Here is a 20168-nt window from a genome sequence, read left to right on the forward strand (position 1 = left end):
CAGGATCCGCCCGGCCACACGGCAGGTGTCGCCTCTCACACCGTCCGCCTCCGGAACAGAACTCCCGAAGCCCCCACCGAAACCACCAGGATCCCCGCACACCAAGCCAGCGCCACCCACGGAGTGGCTCCCACCGGCTGCCCGAGCAGTAGCCCTCGAAGCGCCTCGATCACCTTGGTCACCGGTTGATGGGCCGCGAAGCCCTGGAGCCAGCCGGGCATCGTGCCGGTGGGGACGAAGGCACTGCTGGGGTAGGGGAGGAAGCTGACGAAGAAGGTGAAGCCGCCTGCCGCTTCGGGAGACTTGACGAAGAGGCCGATCGCGGCCGAGAACCAGGACAGGGCGAGGATGTAGATCAGCAGGACGGCGGTTGCCGCCAGCCAGCCCGAGGGGGTGGCCGAGGGACGGAAGCCGATGGCGAAGGCGAGGCAGAGGACCAGGACGGTGGCCAGCAAGTTGCGGGCCGCCGAGGCCAGGACGTGGCTGGTGAGGATCGGGGTGCCGCCGATGTCCAGGGAGCGGAAGCGGTCGATGATGCCGCCCTTGAGGTCCTCCGCCACCGCCATCGCCGTGTTGGCCGAGCCGAAGCCCGCGCAGAGGAGGAGGACGCCGGGGACCACGTAAGTGACGTACTGGGTCCCGGTGTCGATCGCGCCGCCGAAGAAGTAGACGAAGATCAGCAGGATCATCACCGGAAGAGCCAGCGAGGTGATGAGCGCGTCGACGTTGCGGCGGCTCAGGCGCAGTGAGCGGCCGGTCATGATCAGGGCGTCAGACATGGGTGGGCTCCGCGGCGGGGGATCGGGTGAGCTCGAGGAAGACGTCGTCGAGGGTCGCCGTGTGGACGGAGAAGCTCGAGATGGTGGTGCGGGTGGGGTCCAACTCGTCCAGCAGGGCGCGGATGTGGGCGGCCGAGCCGTCGGTGGGGATGCCCAGGGTGCGGGTGTCGGGGTCGGCGCAGATCGCCCGGGGCACCAGGCGCAGATAGCTCACCGAGTCGGCGAGGACCAGATCGAGGCGGTGGCCCGCGACGCGTCGTTTCAGCTCGGCCGAGGTGCCTTCGGCCACCAGGGCGCCCTTGTCCAGTACCGCGATGCGGTCCGCCAACCGGTCGGCTTCTTCCAGGTACTGGGTGGTCAGGAAGACCGTGGCGCCTTGGGCGGACAGTTCGCGTACGACGTCCCAGAGGGCGGCGCGGCTGCGGGGGTCCAGGCCCGTGGTCGGCTCGTCGAGGAAGATCACCTCGGGGTCGCCGACCAGGGAGGCGGCCAGGTCCAGGCGGCGGCGCATGCCTCCGGAGTACGTCTTCGCCAGGCGGTCGGCCGCATCGGTGAGGTCGAAGCGGTCGAGGAGTTCCGCCGCTCTGACGCGTGCGGCCGCGCGGCCGTGGCGCGCCAGGCGGGCCATCATGCGCAGGTTCTCGGCACCCGTCTGCATCTCGTCGACCGCCGCGAACTGGCCGGTCAGGCTGATCGCCCGGCGGACCAGGGAGCGCGCGGTGCGGATGTCGTGGCCTGCCACCCGGGCCGTGCCCGCGTCGGCGGTCGTGAGCGTGGCCAGGATGCGTACGGCGGTGGTCTTGCCCGCGCCGTTGGGTCCGAGCAGCGCGTGTACGGCGCCACGCGGAACAGTGAGGTCCACACCGCGCAGGACCTGTAGGTCGCCGTAGGACTTGACCAGGCCGGTGGCCTCGATGGCCGGGGGCACGGCGGACGGGTGCTCTGGCATCGCCCCTCATCTCCGTTCATCAACTGCGTAACCCTTACGCTTTACTGTGTAAGGGTTACGCAGAAATAGGATGTGCGTCAAGCCCGGGAGGGAGACCGGGTGCCGGCCGGGGCTGCGAGGGAGGCGTACGTGGCAGACACGGAGAGCGGGACGGGGCTGCCCGCCAGCCTCGAAGTGGCCTGGGGGCTGCGCGAACGCCCCGCGAAGGGGCCGCGGCCCGGACTGAGCCTCGACCGGATCGTCGACACGGCCGTCCGGGTCGCGGCCGCCGAGGGGCTCGGCGCGGTGTCCATGGGGCGGGTCGCCAAGGAGCTCGGCGTCTCGCCCATGTCGCTCTACCGCTATGTCGATGCCAAGGACGAGCTCTATGTGCTGATGCAGGAAGCGGCCGTGGGCGCGCCGCCCGAGGCGCCGGCAGCCGGTACCGGGTGGCGCGAGTACCTCGCGTGGTGGGCGCGGGCACAGCGGGCGGTCTTCCGGCAGAACCTGTGGCTGCTGCGCATCCCGACCTCGGGACCGCCCATCGGCCCCAACTCCCTGGCCTGGATGGAAGCGGCGCTGGCGGGCCTGGACGGCACCGGGTTGCGCGAGGAGGAGAAGCTCTCCGTGCTGATGCTGGTGGGCGGCTACGTACGGAATGAGTCCGTACTGATGTCCGACCTGGAGGCCGGGATGCGAGCGAGCGGGGTCGGGCCCGACGAGTCGCTGCGGCGCTACGCGGCGGCGCTCGGGGCGCTCACCGACGCCGAGCGGCACCCCGCCATCACACGGCTCCTCGCCTCGGGCGTGCTCGAGTACGGGGACGAGGCCGACACCGAGTTCGACTTCGGGCTCGACCGGGTGCTCGACGGGATCGAGGTCCTGATCGAGTCGCGACGCTGACGGCGCACGCCTTGTTCAACTCCCACCGGCCTGCCTTCGGGCAGACCGGGGAAGGGCCCGTGCTCCACCGTGCACGCTCGTGGCAGTCGAGAACTTCCGGGCAGTGACGACAAGATCCGACAAGCCCGCCCATGTCTTCCCCGGCACCGTCACCGCTGCCACGGTCCGGCTCCGGCTCCGGTCTCGATCTGCGGAGAGCTAGTAGTACCCCTTCGCCCCGTCGAGCAGCTCCCGCACGATGTCCGCATGCCCTGCGTGCCGTCCGGTCTCCTCGACCAGGTGGATGAGCATCCAGCGGAGGTTGGCCTTGCCCGAGCGGTAGCCGGGGTGGCGACCGACGTCGTCCAGGGAGGCCGCGGCAACGATCTCGTCGCTTCGGGCGCACTGGGCCTCGTAACCCGCGAGCAGCTGCTTCAGCGTGGCGCCGTCGGTGCGCCAGTCGGCGTCCTCGTCCGTCTCGCCGAAGGACGGGTTCTGCGTCTCGTCACCACCGAGGAACAGCACCTCCAGCCAGGTGTGCTCGACCCACCGCATATGGCTGATGAGCCCGGCCATCGTCATCGCCGGCGAGGTCGGGATGACGGAGCGGTGCGCGTCCGCCTCGCTCAGTCCCTCGCACTTCCATCGCAGAATCTGCCGCTGGAGGTTCAGCCAGCCAAGGAGCGCGGTTCGCTCGTCGGCCTGAAAAGGGGGACGTTCGAGTGAAGGAGACATGCCTGCGGACGCTAGCGTGCCCGGTTTCCGGCTGTCGCCACCTTTTTCGGCTGCGCATGGCCATGAGCTCCGCCCTGCGCCAAGCCCGGCTGTGAACCGGGCACAAGATCCGCCGGACAGGACCTGGTCATCAGGGACAAAGGTCCCGGAGGGGAACGCATCAGTGGCCGGACGGCCGCCGACGTGCAGGGGCGCACTCGGCCAGGTACTCCCCACGGCCGGCAGCCGACGTCGGGAAGTGTCAGTTCCTCAGTGTCGGGCCACGCGCAGGCCCCTCCTGCCGTCCTTGCCGTCCTCGTCGCCGAGGACCGCGATCGTGCCGTCGCGGTCGGTTCGCAGGACCGCGGTGCCGGTGTTGCGCAGGGCGGCGAGTGTGGTCGGGGCCGGGTGGCCGTAGGTGTTGTCGCGGCCTGCGGAGATCAGGGCCAGCCGGGGTGACATCCGGTGCAGGAGGCCGGGGTCCTGGAAGGCAGAGCCGTGGTGGGCGACCTTCAGGATGTCGACGTCGGCCAGTCGCCCCGCCACGGGTGACCTGGCCAGGGCCCGCTGGGCGGGCGGTTCCAGGTCGCCGAGCAGCAGCAGGCGCAGGCCGGCCGTCCGGACGAGCATGGCCACGCTGGCGTCGTTCGGGCCCTCCGGCTGCGGGGCCCAGGACTGCGGGGTCGTGGGCGCTGCGGGCTGCCGGGGGCTCGGTGGTGGCCACACCACCTCCCAGGACAGGTCTCCCGTGCGCCGCCGCTCCCCGGCGGCGGCGCGCGTCATCGGCAGGCGCCGGTCGGTCGCGAGTCTTCGTACGAAGCGGGCCTGGTCGGCGGGCTCCTCCAGCCCCGTGGTCGTGATCGCGCCCACCGAGCGTCCGCGCAGTACGCCGGGCAGGCCCGCCACATGGTCGGCGTGGAAGTGGGTCAGCACGACCAGCGGGACGCGGGTGATGCCGAGGGAGCGCAGGCAGCGGTCCACCAGTGCCGGGTCCGGGCCGGCGTCCACGACCACCCCCGCGTCCTCGCCCGCCGCCAGCACCATCGCGTCGCCCTGGCCCACGTCGCACATCACCAGCCGCCAGCCCGGCGGCGGCCAGCCCGTGATCACCCGGGTCAGCGGCGGTGGCCGCACCACCAGGAGGGCCAGGAGCAGCGCGCAGATCGCGCACCACCAGGGGTGTCCCAGCAGCCTCCGGCCGGCCAGCAGCGCGACCGGGGTGAGCGCCCCGAGCAGTGCCGCCCCGGCCCAGCTGCCCGGCCAGTCGACTCCGGCGCCGGGCAGCGCGGCCCCGGTCCGGGCGATCTGTGCGATCCACTCCACGGGCCAACTCGCGCACCAGGCGAGCGCCTTCGCCAGCGGTATCGCCAGCAGGGCGGTGGCCAGCGCCAGGAAGCCCAGCACGGTGGCCGGTGCGAGCGCGAACTCCGCGAGGAGATTGCACGGCACCGCCACCAGGCTCACCCGCGCCGACAGGACGACGACCACCGGCGCGCACACCGCCTGCGCTGCACCCGCGGCGGCCAGCGCCTCCGCGAGCCGTGGCGGCACTCCGCGCCGTCGCAGGCCTGCGCTCCAGCGCGGGGCGAGTGTGAGCAGGGCGCCGGTGGCCAGCACGGAGAGCAGGAAGCCGTAGGTGCGGGCCAGCCACGGGTCGTAGAGCACCAGCAGCAGAACGGCCGTCGCCAGCGCCGGGATCAGCGATCTGCGGCGGCCGGTGGCGAGCGCGAGCAGCGCGACGGATCCGCAGGCCGCGGCCCGCAGCACACTCGGATCCGGCCGGCACACGACGACGAACCCGAGCGAGATCACCCCGCCGAGCAGCGCAGTCGTCCGCAGGGGGATGCCCAGGCGCGCGGCGAGACCACGGCGCTCGGCGTACTGGGCGAGGCCCGGCGGGCCGAGGAGCAGGGCGAGGAGGATGGTGAAGTTCGCCCCGGAAACAGCCAAAGTGTGCGTGAGGTCGGTCTCCTTGAACGCCTCTTCGAGTTCCGGGGTGACGCGTGCGGTGTCGCCGACGACCAGCCCCGGCAGCAGGGCCCGCGCGTCCGTCGACAGCCCGTCGGTCGCCGCCCGCAGTCCGGCCCGTAGCCGCCCCGCCAGCCGCTGCGGCCCCGACGGCTCCCCCACCGTCTCCGGTCCGTCCCGGCCCTTGACCCGCAGCACGGCCGCGAACCGGTCACCGCCCGCCGTCGCGGGCGCGAGCCGGGCCTCGATCCGCAGCCGGGTGGACGGCAGCAGTCCGAGCCACGGTGAGCGTTCCTCGGCAGGGCGCACCCGTCCGTCCGGCGCACCGTCCCCGGCCGGACGGGCGTCGACCATCATCAGCACCGGGGCCCGGGTCGCCACCGCGGCTCCCCGCCCTGCCCGCTCCACCCGCCGCACCTCGGCCTCGATGAGCACCGTCGTCGGGACCGGCCGGCTGCCGCCGGCCCTGGGCCGGGTCAGGCGGGGGTCGGAGGTGATCTCGACCTCGGCCGTCACGGCGGCGTACTCCCGCGCCAGCTCCGGCACCGGGCCGCGCCGCAGATCCGCGCCGTGCAGACCCGCCGAACAGGCGGCAGCGGCGACGCAGAGCAGTACCGCGGCTCCGGAGAGACGCGCACGCCCCGGCCCCGCCCGGCGGTTTCGCAGGGCGAGGAGGACGGCGGCCAGCGCCAAGGACGCGATCACGGCGCCCAGCACCCGGGCGGGCGGGGCGTGCAGCATGACCGCCGCCGTGGCCCAGGCCGCCAGCGCGGGTGGGACGAGCCGCAGGTCGGCCGGTCCCTCCTGCCTCGGATGGGCGGCCCCGAGCCGCTTCCCGGAGGAGGCGTGCACGGACAGCCGGGTGGCGGGCCCCTCGGCGGTGGGTTCCGTGAGGGCGGGCGCCACCGTCCGGCTCCTCATGGCCGTACGAGATTCCGCAGGTCCGCGAAGCGGCGGTCGCCGATGCCGTTCACTTCCCGCAGTTCGTCCACTGAGCGGAAACCGCCGTTCCGGGTGCGGTACTCGATGATGTGCCGGGCCAGCACGGGGCCGACGCCCGGGAGGGTCTCGAGCTGGTCCGAGGTGGCGGTGTTGAGGGACACCGGTGCCGTGGGCCCGGCTCCCGCCGCCGTGCCGGCCGGGCCGTCCGCCACGGGCTCCGGGCCCGCCACCGGTGGCGGGCCGCCGACGATCACCTGCTCGCCGTCCACGAGGAAGCGGGCCCGGTTGAGGCCGTCGGTCTTGGTCCCGGGGCGTACTCCGCCCGCCGCCCGCAACGCGTCCGCGACCCGTGAGCCGGCCGGGAGACGGTGGACGCCCGGGTCACGCACCTTGCCGCCGACATCGACCACGATCTCGGGGGCCGCCGTCCCCGCAGTACCCGTGTCGGCGGGTTCGCCGACCCCGGCCGGGGCGGCCGACCGGCTCTCGTCGTGGGGCACGGCCGCCCCCACCACCTCCGGCACCCGCACCGGCTGGGCCCGCCCGCCCCAGAAGTGCTGTACGGCGAACCCCACGGCCACCACGAGCACCACCGACAACACGATCACGCTCCGCCGCTCCAGCCCGCACCGCGTCCGCACCCACAGCGGCAACCGCTCCCGCAGTGCGAGCACCGTCCGACCGGCCGGCCGCTGCTCCCCCGGAGCCGATGGGTCCGGCTCCGCCGCCGGGTCCGGATCCGTGCCGCCCACAGCCCAGCGCGGCACGGCCCTGGCGCCCCTGATGTCCCTGACGCCCCCGCCCCGCTCACCGAACAGCACCTCCGCCCGGCGCCGAAGCTCTTCCGCCGAGGCGTCACGGTGCCGGTGCTCGTGCCGGTACCCGCGCCGTACCCGGCCGTCTGTCCCGGGCCCCGGCCCGGCGGCGGACGGTCGGCGGTGACGGGCGCGGCCGTCTGAGGCGGGTGCACGGCCCGGCCCGCTGGTCGCGGTCGCTGTGTGTGAACGTGATCGAAGTGCCATGCCGGCATGATCGGGCAGATCACCGCATTCGCGATGATCTTGCTCGTTTTCCGTGGATTACCGGCTGGTTGTGGACAACTCCGTCACCCTGACGCGCCAGTTCGGCAGCAGCCCCTCATCGGGCCGAGACCACGACCCCCAGCAGGCCGGGTCCCGTGTGCGCGCCGATCACCGCGCCGACCTCGCTGACATGCAGGTCGGCCAGGCCGGGCAGCCGCGTGCGCAGCCGGTCCGCGAGGGCCGACGCGCGGTCCGGCGCGGCGAGGTGGTGGACGGCGACGTCGACCTCGGCGACGCCCGCCCGCTCGGCCGCGATCTCCTCCAGGCGGGCGATGGCCTTCGATGCCGTGCGCACCTTCTCCAGGGGTTCGATACGGCCGCCCGCCAGCTGGAGCAGCGGCTTCACGGCGAGTGCCGATCCCAGCAGGGCCTGCGCGGCTCCGATGCGTCCGCCGCGGCGCAGATAGTCCAGGGTGTCGACGTAGAAGTACGCGGAGGTGCTCGCCGCCCGCTTCTCCGCGGCCGTGACCGCGTCGTCCACGGTGCCGCCCGCCTCCGCGGCCTGTGCCGCGGCGAGGGCGCAGAATCCGAGCGCCATGGCGATCATGCCGGTGTCCACCACCCGCACCGGCACCGGCGCCTCGCGGGCCGCGACGACCGCCGCGTCGTAGGTGCCGGAGAGCTCGGCGGAGAGGTGGAGGGAGACGATGCCGGTGGCGCCGGACCCGGCGGCTTTGCGGTAGGTCTCGGCGAAGACCTCGGGGCCGGGACGGGACGTCGTCACCGGACGCCGTTTCTGCAGCGCCTCGGCGAGGGAGCGGGTGGAGATCTCGGTGCCCTCTTCCAGCGCGCGGTCCCCCAGGACCACGGTCAGGGGTACCGCGGTGATGCCGTGCCGCTCCATCGTCCGGGCCGGAAGGTAGGCCGTTGAATCGGTGACGATGGCGACATGGCGGGACATGGGCTGGAGGTTACCTGGCGTACGGCCTCCGCTGCAGCCCGGACCGGCGCGCCGGACGGGACCGTGTCCGGATCACGACGACCGGAACGACCGGATCAAGTGGTGCTCTCCGGACGGGGCTTCTTCTGCCAGGGATAGGTGAGGCGCGGTCCGGGCGGTGTGATGGCGGGGCGGGCCGGTTCGGCTGCCGGGGCGTCCTCGGCCGGCGCTGCGGACCGGGGTGCGGAGGCGGACTGCTGCTCGGTGGTCGTCCAGTGCCGCAGGGCTCCGGTCTCCATGTCGATCTGGGTGCTGAGGGAGTCCAGGTCGTCGTCCGCGAAGTGGCGGGCTCGGTCGCGGGCCGCCCAGCGCAGGGAGTCCGCGGACCGTGTGATGCGGTTGGTGCGCTCACGCAGTTCGGGCAGCCGCTTGCCGAGGGTGCCGCGGTCCGGCTCGGACTCCAGGCGCCTGAGTTCGCCCTCCAGTTCGTGCCCGTGCGCGCTGAGCCGCTCGAAGAGGGCGAGGGACTCCTTGAGGGACTGGTCCTCGGCGGCGCCGGCCTCCAGCGCGTCCTGGGTGGCGCGCATGGAGGTACGCAGTGTGAGCCGGAGTTGGGCGATCTCGCCGGCCGGGCCGGACTGGGCGAAGGACTTGACCTTCAGGGTGTGGTCCTCGACCGTGCGGCGGGCCTGGGTGAGGCGACGGTCCGCGCTGCGCTTGGCGGCGCCGACGACCTTCACGGTGGCATACGCGCCGAGCACGACGAAGAGCACGAAGAGCAGGGCCAACACTGCGATCACTGCTTCCACGAGACTCCTCCTCCGGGCCCTGGGGCCTGCCGCCACACACCGCGCCGCTCTTCAAAGGTAAACGCAACGGGCAGGCCCGGAGTTCCGGAAGAACCCCGAACCTGCCCGTAGGGGAGTACCCCGAGCCCGCCGTTCCGCAGCCCGGCGGCCCGGCGGTCCAGCAGCTCAGCAGCCCGGTCGGCCCGCAGTGCTACGGCTTCACAGCGTGACGGCGACACGACACCACGGCGTCACGCCGGAACGATGTTCACCAGCTTCGGTGCCCGCACGATCACCTTGCGGATCCCGGCCCCGCCCAGCGCCGCGACGACCCTCTCGTCGGCCAGCGCCACCTTCTCCAGCTCCTCCTCGGAGATCGACGGCGACACCTCCAGGCGGGCCTTGACCTTGCCCTTGACCTGAACCACGCAGGTGACGGCCTCGTCGACCACGTACGCCGGGTCGGCGACCGGGAAGTCCTGGTGGACGACCGAGTCGGTGTGGCCCAGCGCGCGCCACAGCTCCTCCGCGATGTGCGGGGCCAGCGGCGCCACCAGCAGCACCAGGGACTCGGCGACCGGACGCGGCACCGCACCCCCCTGCTTGGTCAGGTGGTTGTTCAGCTCGGTGACCTTGGCGATGGCGGTGTTGAAGCGCATGCCCTCCAGGTCCTGGCGCACCCCGTCGATCGCCTTGTGCAGGGCACGCAGGGTGTCCTCGCCGATACCGGAGTCCCCCGCGTCGACGACGGTCACCTCGCCGGTGTTCTCGTCGACGATGTTGCGCCACAGCCGCTGCAGCAGCCGGAACTGACCGACCACCGCGCGAGTGTCCCACGGCCGCGACACGTCCAGCGGGCCCATCGCCATCTCGTACAGGCGCAGGGTGTCGGCCCCGTACTCGGCGCAGATCTCGTCCGGGGTGACCGCGTTCTTCAGGGACTTGCCCATCTTGCCCAGCAGCCGGGAGACCCGCTCGCCCTGGTAGTAGTAGGCGCCCTCGCGCTCCTCGACCTCGGCGGCCGGTACCGCGATGCCGCGGCTGTCGCGGTAGACGTAGGCCTGGATCATGCCCTGGTTGAACAGCTTGTGGAACGGCTCCGCCGACGACACGTGCCCCAGGTCGTGCAGCACCTTGGACCAGAAGCGCGCGTACAGCAGGTGCAGGACGGCGTGCTCGGCGCCGCCGACGTACAGGTCGACGCCGCCGTGCGGCATGCCCTCGCGCGGGCCCATCCAGTACCGCTCGATCTCCGGGTCGACCAGCTTCTCGCTGTTGCGCGGGTCCAGGTAGCGCAGCTCGTACCAGCAGGAGCCGGCCCAGTTGGGCATGGTGTTGGTCTCGCGCCGGTACCGGCGCGGACCGCGGCCGTCTCCCAGGTCCAGGGTGACGTGGACCCAGTCCTCGTTGCGCGACAGCGGCGTCTCGGGCCGGCTGTCGGCGTCGTCGGGGTCGAAGGTGCGCGGGGAGTAGTCCTCGACCTCGGGCAGTTCCAGCGGCAGCATCGACTCGGGCAGCGCGTGGGCGATGCCGTCCTCGTCGTAGACGATCGGGAAGGGCTCGCCCCAGTAGCGCTGGCGGCTGAACAGCCAGTCGCGCAGCCGGAAGTTGACGGTGCCCTCGCCGATGCCCCGGCGCTCCAGCCACTCGGTGATGCGTGCCTTGGCCTCGACGACGCCCAGGCCGTCCAGGCTCACCTCGTCGTTGGACGAGTTGATGATCTTCGCGTCGTACGACGCGAAGGCGTCCTCCCAGGTGGCGGTGTCCGTGCCGCGGCCGTCCGTCGGCTCGACGATGCAGTGGATCGGCAGTTCGAAGGCGCGCGCGAACTCGAAGTCGCGCTGGTCACCGGCCGGTACGGCCATGATCGCGCCGGTGCCGTAGCCCATCAGGACGTAGTCGGCGATGAAGACGGGCACCTGCTCGCCGTTGACCGGGTTGGTCGCGTAGGAGCCGATGAAGACACCGGTCTTGTCCTTGGCCTCGGCCTGCCGCTCCACGTCGGACTTGGACGCGGCCTGCGCGCGGTAGGCGGCGACGGCCTCGGCCGGGGTGGCGTGGCCGCCGGTCCAGATGTCGTGGGTGCCCTCGGGCCAGGTGGCCGGGGTGAACTTCTCGACCAGCGGGTGCTCGGGCGCCAGCACCATGTAGGTGGCGCCGAACAGGGTGTCGGGGCGGGTGGTGAAGACGGTGATCCGCTCGCCGTCGATGGGGAAGTCGACGCGGGCGCCCTCGGAGCGGCCGATCCAGTTGCGCTGCTGCAGCTTGATGGCCTCGGGCCAGTCCAGGGCGTCCAGGTCGGCCAGCAGCCGCTCGGCGTAGGCGGTGATGCGCATGTTCCACTGGCGCAGCTTCGCCTTGAAGACCGGGAAGTTGCCGCGCTCGGAGCGGCCTTCGGCGGTGACCTCCTCGTTGGCCAGCACGGTGCCCAGGCCGGGGCACCAGTTGACCGGCGCGTCGGAGGCGTAGGCCAGCCGGAACTCGCCCAGGACGTCGGCGCGCTCGGCCTCGCTCAGCTCGCTCCACGCACGCGTGTGGCCCGGCACGGGGCGCTCACCGGACTCGAAGCGGGCGATCAGCTCGGTGATGGGGCGGGCCCGGTCGGCCTCGTCGTCGTACCAGGAGTTGAAGATCTGCAGGAAGATCCACTGGGTCCACTTGTGGTACTCCGGGTCGATCGTGGCGAACGACCGGCGCCTGTCGTGGCCCAGGCCCAGCCGGCGCAGCTGGGACTTCATGTTCTCAATGTTGGCCTCGGTGGACACGCGCGGGTGCGTGCCGGTCTGCACGGCGTACTGCTCGGCGGGCAGTCCGAAGGCGTCGAAGCCCAGGGTGTGCAGGACGTTGTGGCCGGTCATGCGCTGGAACCGGGCGGAGACGTCGGTGGCGATGTACCCCAGGGGGTGGCCGACGTGCAGTCCCGCACCGGAGGGGTAGGGGAACATGTCCATGATGAACTTCTTGGGCCGAGCGACCAGCTCCGGGTCGCCCGCCAGGTCACCGCTCGGGTTGGGCGCGTCGTAGGTGCCCTCGGCGTCCCAGAAGTCCTGCCAGCGTGCCTCGATCTCGGCCGCCAGGGCGGCCGTGTAGCGGTGCGGCGCGGCCTCCGCCGACACAGGGGCGGTGGCCGCGGGGTTCGTCTCGCTCATGGTCCTCAAAGCTCCATCGATCGTCTGCGCCTTCGGCTGCGGCATTTCAGGCCTTCGGGCCTCCGGACTTCCGGAAATGAAAAATCCCCTCGCACAGGAGGGGACGCCGCGCCGATTCCGACCACCTGGTTCGACCGTGGTCGGGACTGATCAGCGCGGCTCGCTAAGCAGAAGGCGTACGGCACGCATGGCGCCAGGGTACCGCAGGCCCGCGGCGCGCCGCGACGCGCTTTCCGGGCCCACGAGGCCGCCGAGAACCGGTGGAGAGCCCGCAGAGAGCGCTCCCGCCCACCGGCACCCCTGAATTCCGGTCAAAGATTACTTCGCGTAACACCCCCTATGGGGCATCCCTCCGGCCGGATCGTCCTTTGATAACAGCGCAATAACTCAAACCTGTACTCCCCGGTACGCAGGAGGTTTAGAGTGCGGCCCGGGACCGCTTCTCCCGAACGTTCGGAGTTCCCCCATGAACCCTCGTCCAGACAGCAGCCCACCGCCCGTTCAGGGCCGGTCGGCTGCCGGTCAGTCGTACCCGCTCGCCGTCGTGCTTTCCGTCGTGACGTGGGGAGGTAGGGCGTGAGGCCGGACGACAGCACGGCGGACGACTGGTTCCTCGAGTTCCTCAACTTCGGCGCGGGCGTCCTGTCGCTCGTCTGCCTGAGCTGCTCGGTGATCTGGGGGCTCGTCGCCCAGGACCGGGTTCTGCTCGGCCCGCGCGAGCGCATCCTGGCGCAGGCCGTGCACCGCACCACGGCGGTCGGTTCGGTCGTCTTCCTGCTGGTGCACATGGTCATCAAGCTGGTCCTGGACCACACCACCTGGATCGCCGCGGTACTGCCCTTCGGACTGCTCCTCACGGACGACGAGGTGGTCGCCGGCCGGAGCTTCCTGATCGGCCTGGGCACGCTGGCCGGCCTGCTGATGATCTTCGTGGCCATCACCGGCATCCTGCGCAACCGCTTCGCCTCGCCCGCCCCCGTCGCGGCACGCTGGCGCGCCATGCACATGCTGGCCTACCCGGCCTGGTGCGCCGCGCTGGTGCACGGGCTCTACGCGGGTCGAGCGGCCAAGCCGATCTTCCTGATCCTGTACGGCCTGTCCGTGCTCGGCGTCATGGCCGTCCTGGTGCTGCGCGTCTCCCCGCCCTCGGTCAAGCGCAAGGTCGCCGACCAGGTCACCGGCCTGCTCGGCATCACCGACCAGTCGGGCCGCGACGTCCTGGAGAAGAGCCGCTCCCGGTCGGCCGAGGCGTCGCTCCCCGGCTACGGGAACGGCGGCAGACAGGCCTCCCGGTCCCGTTCCGAGCGCCCCGAGCCGGCGGCACGGCCGCGGTACGAGGCCGCCGAACGCGTCACACCGGCCCCGGAGCCCGCGAACGGCTTCGCGGCCGCCTACCGCGCGGTCTCGCCCCCGTCCGTCCCGTCCCAGCCTCAGCAGCCCCTCTACGCCGACCAGACCGCCCGCATGGAACTGCCCCTGGACATGCAGCCCACGCAGGCCGTCCCGCGCGTGGACGCACCCCTCATGGACGCGGCACGCGTGGACGGCCCCTCCAGCACCTCGGGCAACTGGCCCATCCCCTCCCCGCCACCGGTCGGCGAGGCCCCGCCGTCGGCCTACGACCCGCTCCAGGACACCGGATACAACATCCCGACCTACGACAATTCGACCGCACCGGGCTACGGCGCGAGTGATGTGCGCGACACCGGTGAGTCGAACCCCCTCTACGGCACGTACAACCCGAGTGACACGTACAACAGCGGTCCCGCCACTGATCCATCCCCCGGTGCGTCGTACGACTTCGACGCACCGGGTTCGGCCGAACCTTGGAACACGCCTTCCGGAGGCTTCAATTGAACCCTCCCCCAGCTGAAGCAGGGGGATTCCCGGCTCAGGACGCCTCGCAGGCCGACGACCTGAGAGGCCCTGCTCCCTCAACACCAGCCGGGACGGAACCTGCCCGGTTCGTCGAGCGAAGCTCGGGTGTGCCGTCCCGGTTCCCGATCGACACGGTGTGCCCGCTCGGTCCCCGCACCGCACGGCAAGCCCTTTACCCGATCACATGGGCGGTATTCCGCCGTAGAGGCGGAATACCGTTCTCGCCTTGCTCCGCAAGGGTTCGAATCTCCTCCGCAAGCGGGCGGTACTCCCGCCCCGTCCTGAAGGCCGGGGCATCCTCGAAGGAGGTCAGGTGAACGAGGCTCTGCCCGACGTACCCGAAGTCCGCGTCGTCGGACTTCCCCAGCTCACGTCGGGCTTCGACCTTGTCGACCGGCTCGATCTCCCCATGCACCTCAAGGTGCACGGGCCGCTCGAACCCCTGGGCGGCGAACAGCTCGCCCAGCTGGCTGAACGCATCAACCTCAGGGGCCGCGGCGGCGCGGGCTTCCCCTTCCACAAGAAGCTGCGCTCGGTCGCCGAAACGGCGATCAAGCGCGGTGTCCGGCCGGTCGTCGTCGTCAACGGCAGCGAGGACGAACCGGCCTGCCGCAAGGACACGGTGCTGATCAACCGTGCTCCGCATCTCATCCTGGACGGCGCGCTGCTGTGCGCCGAGGCCATGGGTGCCCGCACGCTCGTGGTGGGGGTCACCCGGGAGTCCACCCAGCGCTCCATGGAGGCCGCGCTGGCCGAACGCGGCCTCAACAACGGGCGCCGGTCCGTGCTGCGCGCCCGCGTGCAGCGCAACCCGGTGCGGATGGTCACGGGCGCCGCGGCCTCACTGATCCGCTCCATCGACGGCGGTCCGGCGATTCCGCCGGGCCGCAAGACCAGCGCCTCGAAGAACGGCGTCGGCGGCGCGCCCACCCTGCTGTCCAACGCCGAGACGTTCGCCCAGCTCGCCATCGCCGCCCGCATCGGCCCGGAGCGCTACGGCAACACCGGCCTGTACGACGAACCGGGCACCGTCATGCTCACGGTGTCCGGGGCGGTCGCCCGCCCCATGGTGGTCGAGGTCCCGACGGGCGTACCGCTGCGCTACGTCCTGCAGCTCGCCGGTGCGCCACCGGTGCCGCAGGGCGTGCTGACCGGCGGCTACCACGGCAAGTGGATCGACGCGGCGACCGTCAACGAGGCGATCGTCTCCCGCAACTCCCTGGACGCGGTGGGCGGCGCCCTCGGTGCGGGGGCGATCCTGCCGATCAGTCAGAACACCTGCCCGCTGGGCGAGTCGCTGATGGTGGCGAAGTGGCTGGCCGAGGAGAGCGCCAACCAGTGCGGCCCGTGCTACCTGGGCCTGCCGGCCGCCGCGCGCGGCCTGGAGGACATCCTCAACGGCGGCGGACCGGCCGCCCTGGAGGCGGTCAAGCAGGTCGCCAAGAACGTGAAGCGGCGCGGCGCGTGTTCGCATCCGGACGGCTCCGCGATGTTCCTGGAGTCGACCATCAAGGCGTTCACCGACGACCTCACCGCCCACGTCATGGGCAACGGCTGCGGGCGGCCCGTGGAGGGCGTCCTGCCGCTCTTCGAGGGCGGCCAGATCCCTACGGGCATCCCGGGCGGCGGCGGCGAGGAGAACGGCCCCAGCCGCCAGAAGATCTTCGTCGACTGGACGCTGTGCCGGGGCCACGGGCTGTGCGCGGACCTCCTCCCGGAGGTCTTCCAGCTCGGCGCGGACGGCTTCCCGACGGTCGCTCAGGCCCAGGTGCCGCGCCGCGCCGAGGACAAGGCGCTGCGCGCGGTGCGCCGCTGCCCGGCACTGGCCCTGCGCATCGAGGAGGGGGCTTCGTCCAAGGCGCCCTCTCGTAATCTGCCGGTCCTCTCCCAGGGGCGCGGTCGGCGCGCACTGGGCCGCTGAGACAGGCCCGTGCGGGGCACCCCTCGGGGTGATCCGCACGGGCCCCTCTCCGAGCCGCCGCACACCGTCCCCACGGCCCACCGTCCCCAACAACGCGTCGAGGGCGGACCATCCATTCGGATGATCCGCCCTCGACTACTGTGGAGCTAAGGAGAATTGAACTCCTGACCTCCTGCATGCCATGCAGGCGCTCTACCAACTGAGCTATAGCCCCAGGTCCTGCTCCCGCCCGGTTTCCCCGGCGGCGACGCCAACTTTACACGGTCATCGGGGCCCAACACCAAATCGATTCCGTTGCGCCCGGTTCCGTCCGCATTGTCACGCGGTCACGAACGAATAGAAGCGCTTGAGCGTGCAGTGCTCCTCCAGGAGCCGGCCGTAGATCGGTTCACCCTCGAGTTCGCGGTACGTCTCGATCGGGTCGCCCTTTATGATCAGCGCCCGCGCGCACTCCTCGCACCAGTACTGGTAGTCGGGATTGACCGGTTCCATGTCCCGGACGATCGGCGTCCCGCTGCCGCACCAGTCACACCTTCGCCTGTGCGCACCCATCACTCAGCTCCAGCTGTGGCCGCAGGCCGTACACCCGTAGGAGACACCGTCGTTGCCGCCGAGGACGCCCAGGATGTCGAAGACTCGGGCGACGTGCGCGAAGCCGCGGGAAGGGCAGCGGTGGCGGATCGAGGTCCGTCGTGTCGACACCCCGCCGAGGAGGTGGTCGACCTCCCCGTGGATGCTCGCAGGCATCACAACTCCCTCCCGTCGGGCCGCGCCCCCTTCCGGCCGTTTGATTCTGCCACGGCCGGGCCATCGCGGTCAGCGACGCCTGGGTACCGTTCGGGACACGGATCGGCGCCTCGTGGAGGTATACGACCGTCGACCCCGGAGTGCTCAACCAGGGACAACGAAAAAACCCGCCCTCGTACCGAGGACGGGATCTTCGTCATGTGAAGCGGTGGATCTCTCGACCCAGCACCCCATCTGTGGAGCTAAGGAGAATTGAACTCCTGACCTCCTGCATGCCATGCAGGCGCTCTACCAACTGAGCTATAGCCCCGGGTGTTCTTCCCGCTCGGCGGGCGAACAAGAAGAACTTTAGCCTGCGACCTGCCGGAAAGTGAAATCCGGTCCCCGGTCGGTCGTCCGCCGGTCGTCCGTCGGTCAGTCGTCGTCGCCGAGCACCGGCTCCGGCAGGGTGCCGGCGTTGTGCTCCAGCAGCCGCCAGCCGCGGGCGCCCTCACCGAGGACGGACCAGCAGCAGTTGGTGAGCCCGCCGAGGCCCTCCCAGTTGCGCGGGTCCAGCCCGAGCAGCCGGCCGATGGTGGTGCGGATCGTGCCGCCGTGGCTGACCACCACGAGCGTGCCGTCGTCCGGGAGCTTCTCGGTGTGCCGGAGCACCACGGGAGCGGCGCGGTCGGCGACCTCGGTCTCCAGTTCGCCGCCGCCCCTGCGCACCGGCTCACCGCGCTTCCACGCGGTGTACTCGTCGCCGTACCTGGCGATGATCTCGTCGTGCGTCAGGCCCTGCCAGACGCCCGCGTAGGTCTCCCGCAGGGCCTCGTCGTGGACCGGCTCCAGACCGGTGAGCGCGGCGAGTTCCGCGGCGGTGCGCGCGGCCCGCTTCAGGTCGGAGGCGATGATCGCGTCCGGTTTGAGGCCCGCGAGGAGGCGCGCGGCCCGGCGCGCCTGGGCGACGCCGGTCTCGGTGAGCTCCACGTCGGTGCTGCCCTGGAAGCGGCGCTCCACGTTCCAGGAGGTCTGGCCGTGGCGCCACAGGATGATGCGGCGGCCCCGGCGACCGGACCCGAGCACCTCACCGGAGGCGCTCACCGCCACTCACCACCCGGCTCCGCGGTCTGCGCGGCGGCCTCCTCGGCCTCCAGCTGCCGGGCGTGCTCCGCGGCCTTGCCGCGGGTCGCCACGGCGTCCGCGGGCAGCTCCAGCTCGGGGCAGTCCTTCCACAGCCGCTCCAGGGCGTAGAAGACCCGCTCCTCGCTGTGCTGGACGTGGACGACGATGTCGACGTAGTCGAGCAGGACCCAGCGGGCCTCGCGGTCGCCCTCGCGGCGCACCGGCTTGGCACCGAGCTCCTTGCTGAGCCGCTCCTCGATCTCGTCGACGATCGACTTGACCTGGCGGTCGTTGGGCGCGGAGGCCAGCAGGAAGGCGTCGGTGATGGACAGCACGTCACTGACGTCGTAGGCGACGATGTCGTGCGCGAGCTTGTCGGCGGCCGCCTGGGCGGCGGTGGTGACGAGCTCGATGGAACGGTCGGTTGCGGTCACTGCAAGGCTTTCGCTCGGAGGTCGGTTGCCTCCAAGGGTCTCACGGACCGCCGGGCACGCCCCACGCGTTTCGGGGGCGCGCCCGGGCGGGGGCGCCGTCGGCGCCCCCGCCCGGTCAGCTGCCGGGCTCGTAGTCCTGGCCGAGGAGCACCGAGACCCTGGCGTTCCCGGAGACCTCGCCCTTGGCGACGGAGGAGGCGGGCAGTCCCAGGGTCTTGGCCACCTCGTCGGCGTTCTCCTTGTCGGCGGCGTCGGCGTAGACGACCTCGGAGGTCGCCTCCGCGGTGGCCGTGCCGCCCTTCAGGAAGGTGAAGCCGCCGTTGAGGAGCACCACGCGGGCCTTCTCGGTGTTGTCCTCCACACCGGTGGCGTTGCGCACCGAGACGCTGACCGCGGCGTCCTTGTCGGGGCTCTTCGCCGTGCCGCCGAGCACCTCCTTGACCACGCTGGCGCTCGTCTCGGCGGTGAGCGTGCCGTCCTCCTGCACGGGCAGCAGCGCGGTCCTGTGGTCGCCGCCCTTGGCGAGGTCGGCGAGCCGGGCGAGGAAGGAGCCGAGGTCCTTGTCGGTCAGGGGCGGCTCGATGATCTGCCCCAGGGTCTGGATGGTGGTCGTCGCGGCGCCCGCGTCGGAGGTCATCTTCCGCAGCACCCCCTGCATGACCTGCCCGAACCGCTCCAGCTGGGCGTCCTGCGCCTCGCCGGAGCCGCGGTGGGTGGCGTAGGCGACGGCCATCTTGCCGGAGAGGGTCTGGCTCTTCCCCTTCTTGACGAGAGGGGCCTCGCCCTTCTTCTTGGCGCCCGGGTCCGGCACGTCGGCGTCGGTGTCGATGTCGATGTTGCCGACCAGGTCGACGAGGTTCTGCAGATAGGGCGTGTCCAGCCGCCAGGTGCCCTCGATGTCGGTGCCGAGGACCGTGTCGAGCGCGGTCCGGGTCCCGCCGGAGCCGTCGTCCTCGACCGACTTGGCGAGCGTGGTGGTGGTGCCGTCCTCGGCGGCGAGGGCCAGGGAGTTGGGCAGCAGGACGGTGGTGCCCTGCTTGGTGGTGGTGTTGTCGACGAGCAGCGCGGTGGCGGTGCCGCCGCCCTTGGTGTCGTGCAGGTGGACGACGATGACGTCCCGCTTCTGGGCGCCCGCGGCCGTCGTGGTGCCGGTGCCGGCGTCGGAGCCGGTGCCGGGCAGCTTCCCGGCGTACCAGAGGTAGCCGACGCCGCCGGCCGCGACCAGCGCGAAGACCACGACGAGGGCGACGATCCGGCTGCGTGCGCGGCGCTTGGCCTCCTCGCGGCGCTCGGTGCGGTTCTCGGTGAACTTCAGCCAGTCGATGACGTCCTCGGAGTCACCGTCCGGTTCCTCGACGAAGGCGAACTGCTCGGTGCGGTAATCCGGTTCGGGCGCCTCGGAGTCGGCGGGACCAGTCCGGTCGTCGGTCCGGTCGTCGGTCCGGCCGGTCTCGTCGTCGGCGGGGCCGGGCTGGTGCGGGATGTGCGCGGTCTGTGCGGTCTGCGCGGTGTGTTCGGCGGTCCGGGGCTGCCCGCCGGTGCCGCCGTGCGCGGTCTGCCCGTAGGAGTCCCCGTAGGGGTCGTACGACGGTGCCGTCCCGCCGTTCTGCGGGGTGCCGTAGGGGTCGTACGAGTCGTAGGTGCCGGGAGCGCCGGGGGCGGGGGTGTCCTGGGCCCCGTAGGGGTCGTACGGCGGCTGGGGCTGCTGCGGGCCGCCCGTGGCGTACGGGTCGTAGCCGTAGCCCTGCTGCCCCTGTCCGTCCCCGTACTGGTCCTGGCCCTGGTACTGCTGGTACTGGTCCTGGTGCCCCTGCTGCCCGTACGGGTCGTACGGCTGCCGCGGGGCCTGCTGGGCCTGGTCCTGGCGGTAGACGGGCCGTCCGTACTCGTCGTAGCCGACGAGCCCGTACGGGTCGTCCCCACCGTCGCCGTATCCCGCCTCGTATCGGTCGTTCACCGGTGCCCCTCTCGG

At 71.8% G+C, this 20168-nt stretch carries 16 protein-coding genes and 2 tRNA genes; 3 read left to right on the forward strand and 15 right to left on the reverse strand.

Annotated features, from left to right (window positions below):
- Positions 1 to 35: 35 nt before the first annotated feature.
- Positions 36 to 779 carry an ABC transporter permease gene (locus tag DIZ27_RS15830; protein ID WP_258308392.1) on the reverse strand — a complete coding sequence of 248 codons (744 nt, stop codon included), beginning with the start codon at positions 777 to 779 and terminating at the stop codon, positions 36 to 38.
- A complete protein-coding gene (locus DIZ27_RS15835) occupies positions 772 to 1728 on the reverse strand; it encodes an ATP-binding cassette domain-containing protein (RefSeq protein WP_109379056.1) in 957 nt (318 codons plus the stop codon). The genes DIZ27_RS15830 and DIZ27_RS15835 overlap by 8 nt, the downstream gene beginning before the upstream one ends.
- A 129-nt stretch (positions 1729 to 1857) precedes the next feature.
- On the opposite strand from DIZ27_RS15835, the gene DIZ27_RS15840 reads away from it, so the two are divergent.
- On the forward strand, positions 1858 to 2610 hold the full coding sequence (locus DIZ27_RS15840; protein ID WP_258308394.1) for a TetR/AcrR family transcriptional regulator: 753 nt from the start codon (positions 1858 to 1860) through the stop codon (positions 2608 to 2610).
- A gap of 198 nt (positions 2611 to 2808) precedes the next feature.
- Here the strand turns inward: DIZ27_RS15840 and DIZ27_RS15845 are convergent, their stop codons facing one another.
- The 6 genes from DIZ27_RS15845 to leuS all read right to left on the reverse strand — a co-directional run bounded on the left by DIZ27_RS15845 (position 2809) and on the right by leuS (position 12112).
- The gene (locus DIZ27_RS15845; RefSeq protein ID WP_109379057.1) at positions 2809 to 3324 is read right to left on the reverse strand and encodes a DinB family protein; all 516 of its coding nucleotides are present in this window, start codon (positions 3322 to 3324) and stop codon (positions 2809 to 2811) included.
- A gap of 249 nt (positions 3325 to 3573) precedes the next feature.
- Positions 3574 to 6192, reverse strand: a complete 2619-nt coding sequence (locus DIZ27_RS15850) for a ComEC/Rec2 family competence protein (protein WP_109379058.1) — start codon at positions 6190 to 6192, stop codon at positions 3574 to 3576.
- Positions 6189 to 7235 (reverse strand): ComEA family DNA-binding protein, encoded by a 1047-nt coding sequence (locus DIZ27_RS15855; RefSeq protein WP_109379059.1) that lies wholly within the window; start codon positions 7233 to 7235, stop codon positions 6189 to 6191. The genes DIZ27_RS15850 and DIZ27_RS15855 overlap by 4 nt, the downstream gene beginning before the upstream one ends.
- A 115-nt stretch (positions 7236 to 7350) precedes the next feature.
- Positions 7351 to 8196: a DegV family protein gene (locus DIZ27_RS15860; protein WP_109379060.1), complete on the reverse strand. Its 846-nt coding sequence runs from the start codon at positions 8194 to 8196 to the stop codon at positions 7351 to 7353.
- 95 nt (positions 8197 to 8291) lie between these two features.
- Complete coding sequence (locus tag DIZ27_RS15865; RefSeq protein ID WP_109379061.1) at positions 8292 to 8984, reverse strand: hypothetical protein; 693 nt, start codon at positions 8982 to 8984, stop codon at positions 8292 to 8294.
- A gap of 230 nt (positions 8985 to 9214) precedes the next feature.
- Complete coding sequence (gene leuS / locus DIZ27_RS15870) at positions 9215 to 12112, reverse strand: leucine--tRNA ligase (protein WP_109379062.1); 2898 nt, start codon at positions 12110 to 12112, stop codon at positions 9215 to 9217.
- 576 nt (positions 12113 to 12688) lie between these two features.
- On the opposite strand from leuS, the gene DIZ27_RS15880 reads away from it, so the two are divergent.
- Both DIZ27_RS15880 and DIZ27_RS15885 read left to right on the forward strand, forming a co-directional pair.
- Positions 12689 to 13969 carry a ferric reductase-like transmembrane domain-containing protein gene (locus DIZ27_RS15880; RefSeq protein WP_109379063.1) on the forward strand — a complete coding sequence of 427 codons (1281 nt, stop codon included), beginning with the start codon at positions 12689 to 12691 and terminating at the stop codon, positions 13967 to 13969.
- Positions 13970 to 14303: 334 nt separating this feature from the next.
- The gene (locus DIZ27_RS15885) at positions 14304 to 15911 is read left to right on the forward strand and encodes an NADH-quinone oxidoreductase subunit NuoF family protein (protein WP_109379064.1); all 1608 of its coding nucleotides are present in this window, start codon (positions 14304 to 14306) and stop codon (positions 15909 to 15911) included.
- A gap of 141 nt (positions 15912 to 16052) precedes the next feature.
- Here DIZ27_RS15885 and DIZ27_RS15890 read toward each other — a convergent pair.
- The 7 genes from DIZ27_RS15890 to DIZ27_RS15920 form a co-directional block, all read right to left on the reverse strand.
- Positions 16053 to 16125: transfer RNA gene (locus tag DIZ27_RS15890), tRNA-Ala, on the reverse strand.
- 104 nt (positions 16126 to 16229) lie between these two features.
- Positions 16230 to 16463, reverse strand: a complete 234-nt coding sequence (locus tag DIZ27_RS15895; protein WP_015660434.1) for a hypothetical protein — start codon at positions 16461 to 16463, stop codon at positions 16230 to 16232.
- Positions 16464 to 16466: 3 nt separating this feature from the next.
- A complete protein-coding gene (locus DIZ27_RS15900; RefSeq protein ID WP_109379065.1) occupies positions 16467 to 16658 on the reverse strand; it encodes a hypothetical protein in 192 nt (63 codons plus the stop codon).
- A 237-nt stretch (positions 16659 to 16895) separates the two neighbouring features.
- Positions 16896 to 16968: transfer RNA gene (locus tag DIZ27_RS15905), tRNA-Ala, on the reverse strand.
- Between the two features lie 104 nt (positions 16969 to 17072).
- A complete protein-coding gene (locus tag DIZ27_RS15910) occupies positions 17073 to 17747 on the reverse strand; it encodes a histidine phosphatase family protein (protein WP_181383545.1) in 675 nt (224 codons plus the stop codon).
- Positions 17738 to 18196, reverse strand: coding sequence for a ribosome silencing factor (gene rsfS, locus DIZ27_RS15915; protein ID WP_109379066.1), 459 nt, complete (start codon positions 18194 to 18196; stop codon positions 17738 to 17740). The genes DIZ27_RS15910 and rsfS overlap by 10 nt, the downstream gene beginning before the upstream one ends.
- 115 nt (positions 18197 to 18311) lie before the next feature.
- Entirely contained in the window at positions 18312 to 20153 is a 1842-nt protein-coding gene (locus tag DIZ27_RS15920) for an LCP family protein (protein WP_109379067.1), read from the reverse strand.
- Between the last annotated feature and the right edge of the window lie 15 nt (positions 20154 to 20168).

The organism is Streptomyces sp. NWU339, from assembly GCF_003143855.1.
GTDB lineage: Bacteria > Actinomycetota > Actinomycetes > Streptomycetales > Streptomycetaceae > Streptomyces.

Excerpts from the sequence above, each read along its gene's own strand:
- DIZ27_RS15895 (WP_015660434.1), bottom strand. The coding sequence starts at position 16,463 with ATGGGTGCGCACAGGCGAAGGTGTGACTGGTGCGGCAGCGGGACGCCG.
- DIZ27_RS15900 (WP_109379065.1), bottom strand. The coding sequence starts at position 16,658 with ATGCCTGCGAGCATCCACGGGGAGGTCGACCACCTCCTCGGCGGGGTG.
- DIZ27_RS15830 (WP_258308392.1), bottom strand. The coding sequence starts at position 779 with ATGTCTGACGCCCTGATCATGACCGGCCGCTCACTGCGCCTGAGCCGC.
- DIZ27_RS15855 (WP_109379059.1), bottom strand. The coding sequence starts at position 7,235 with ATGGCACTTCGATCACGTTCACACACAGCGACCGCGACCAGCGGGCCG.
- DIZ27_RS15835 (WP_109379056.1), bottom strand. The coding sequence starts at position 1,728 with ATGCCAGAGCACCCGTCCGCCGTGCCCCCGGCCATCGAGGCCACCGGC.
- leuS (WP_109379062.1), bottom strand. The coding sequence starts at position 12,112 with ATGAGCGAGACGAACCCCGCGGCCACCGCCCCTGTGTCGGCGGAGGCC.
- DIZ27_RS15850 (WP_109379058.1), bottom strand. The coding sequence starts at position 6,192 with ATGAGGAGCCGGACGGTGGCGCCCGCCCTCACGGAACCCACCGCCGAG.
- DIZ27_RS15860 (WP_109379060.1), bottom strand. The coding sequence starts at position 8,196 with ATGTCCCGCCATGTCGCCATCGTCACCGATTCAACGGCCTACCTTCCG.
- DIZ27_RS15845 (WP_109379057.1), bottom strand. The coding sequence starts at position 3,324 with ATGTCTCCTTCACTCGAACGTCCCCCTTTTCAGGCCGACGAGCGAACC.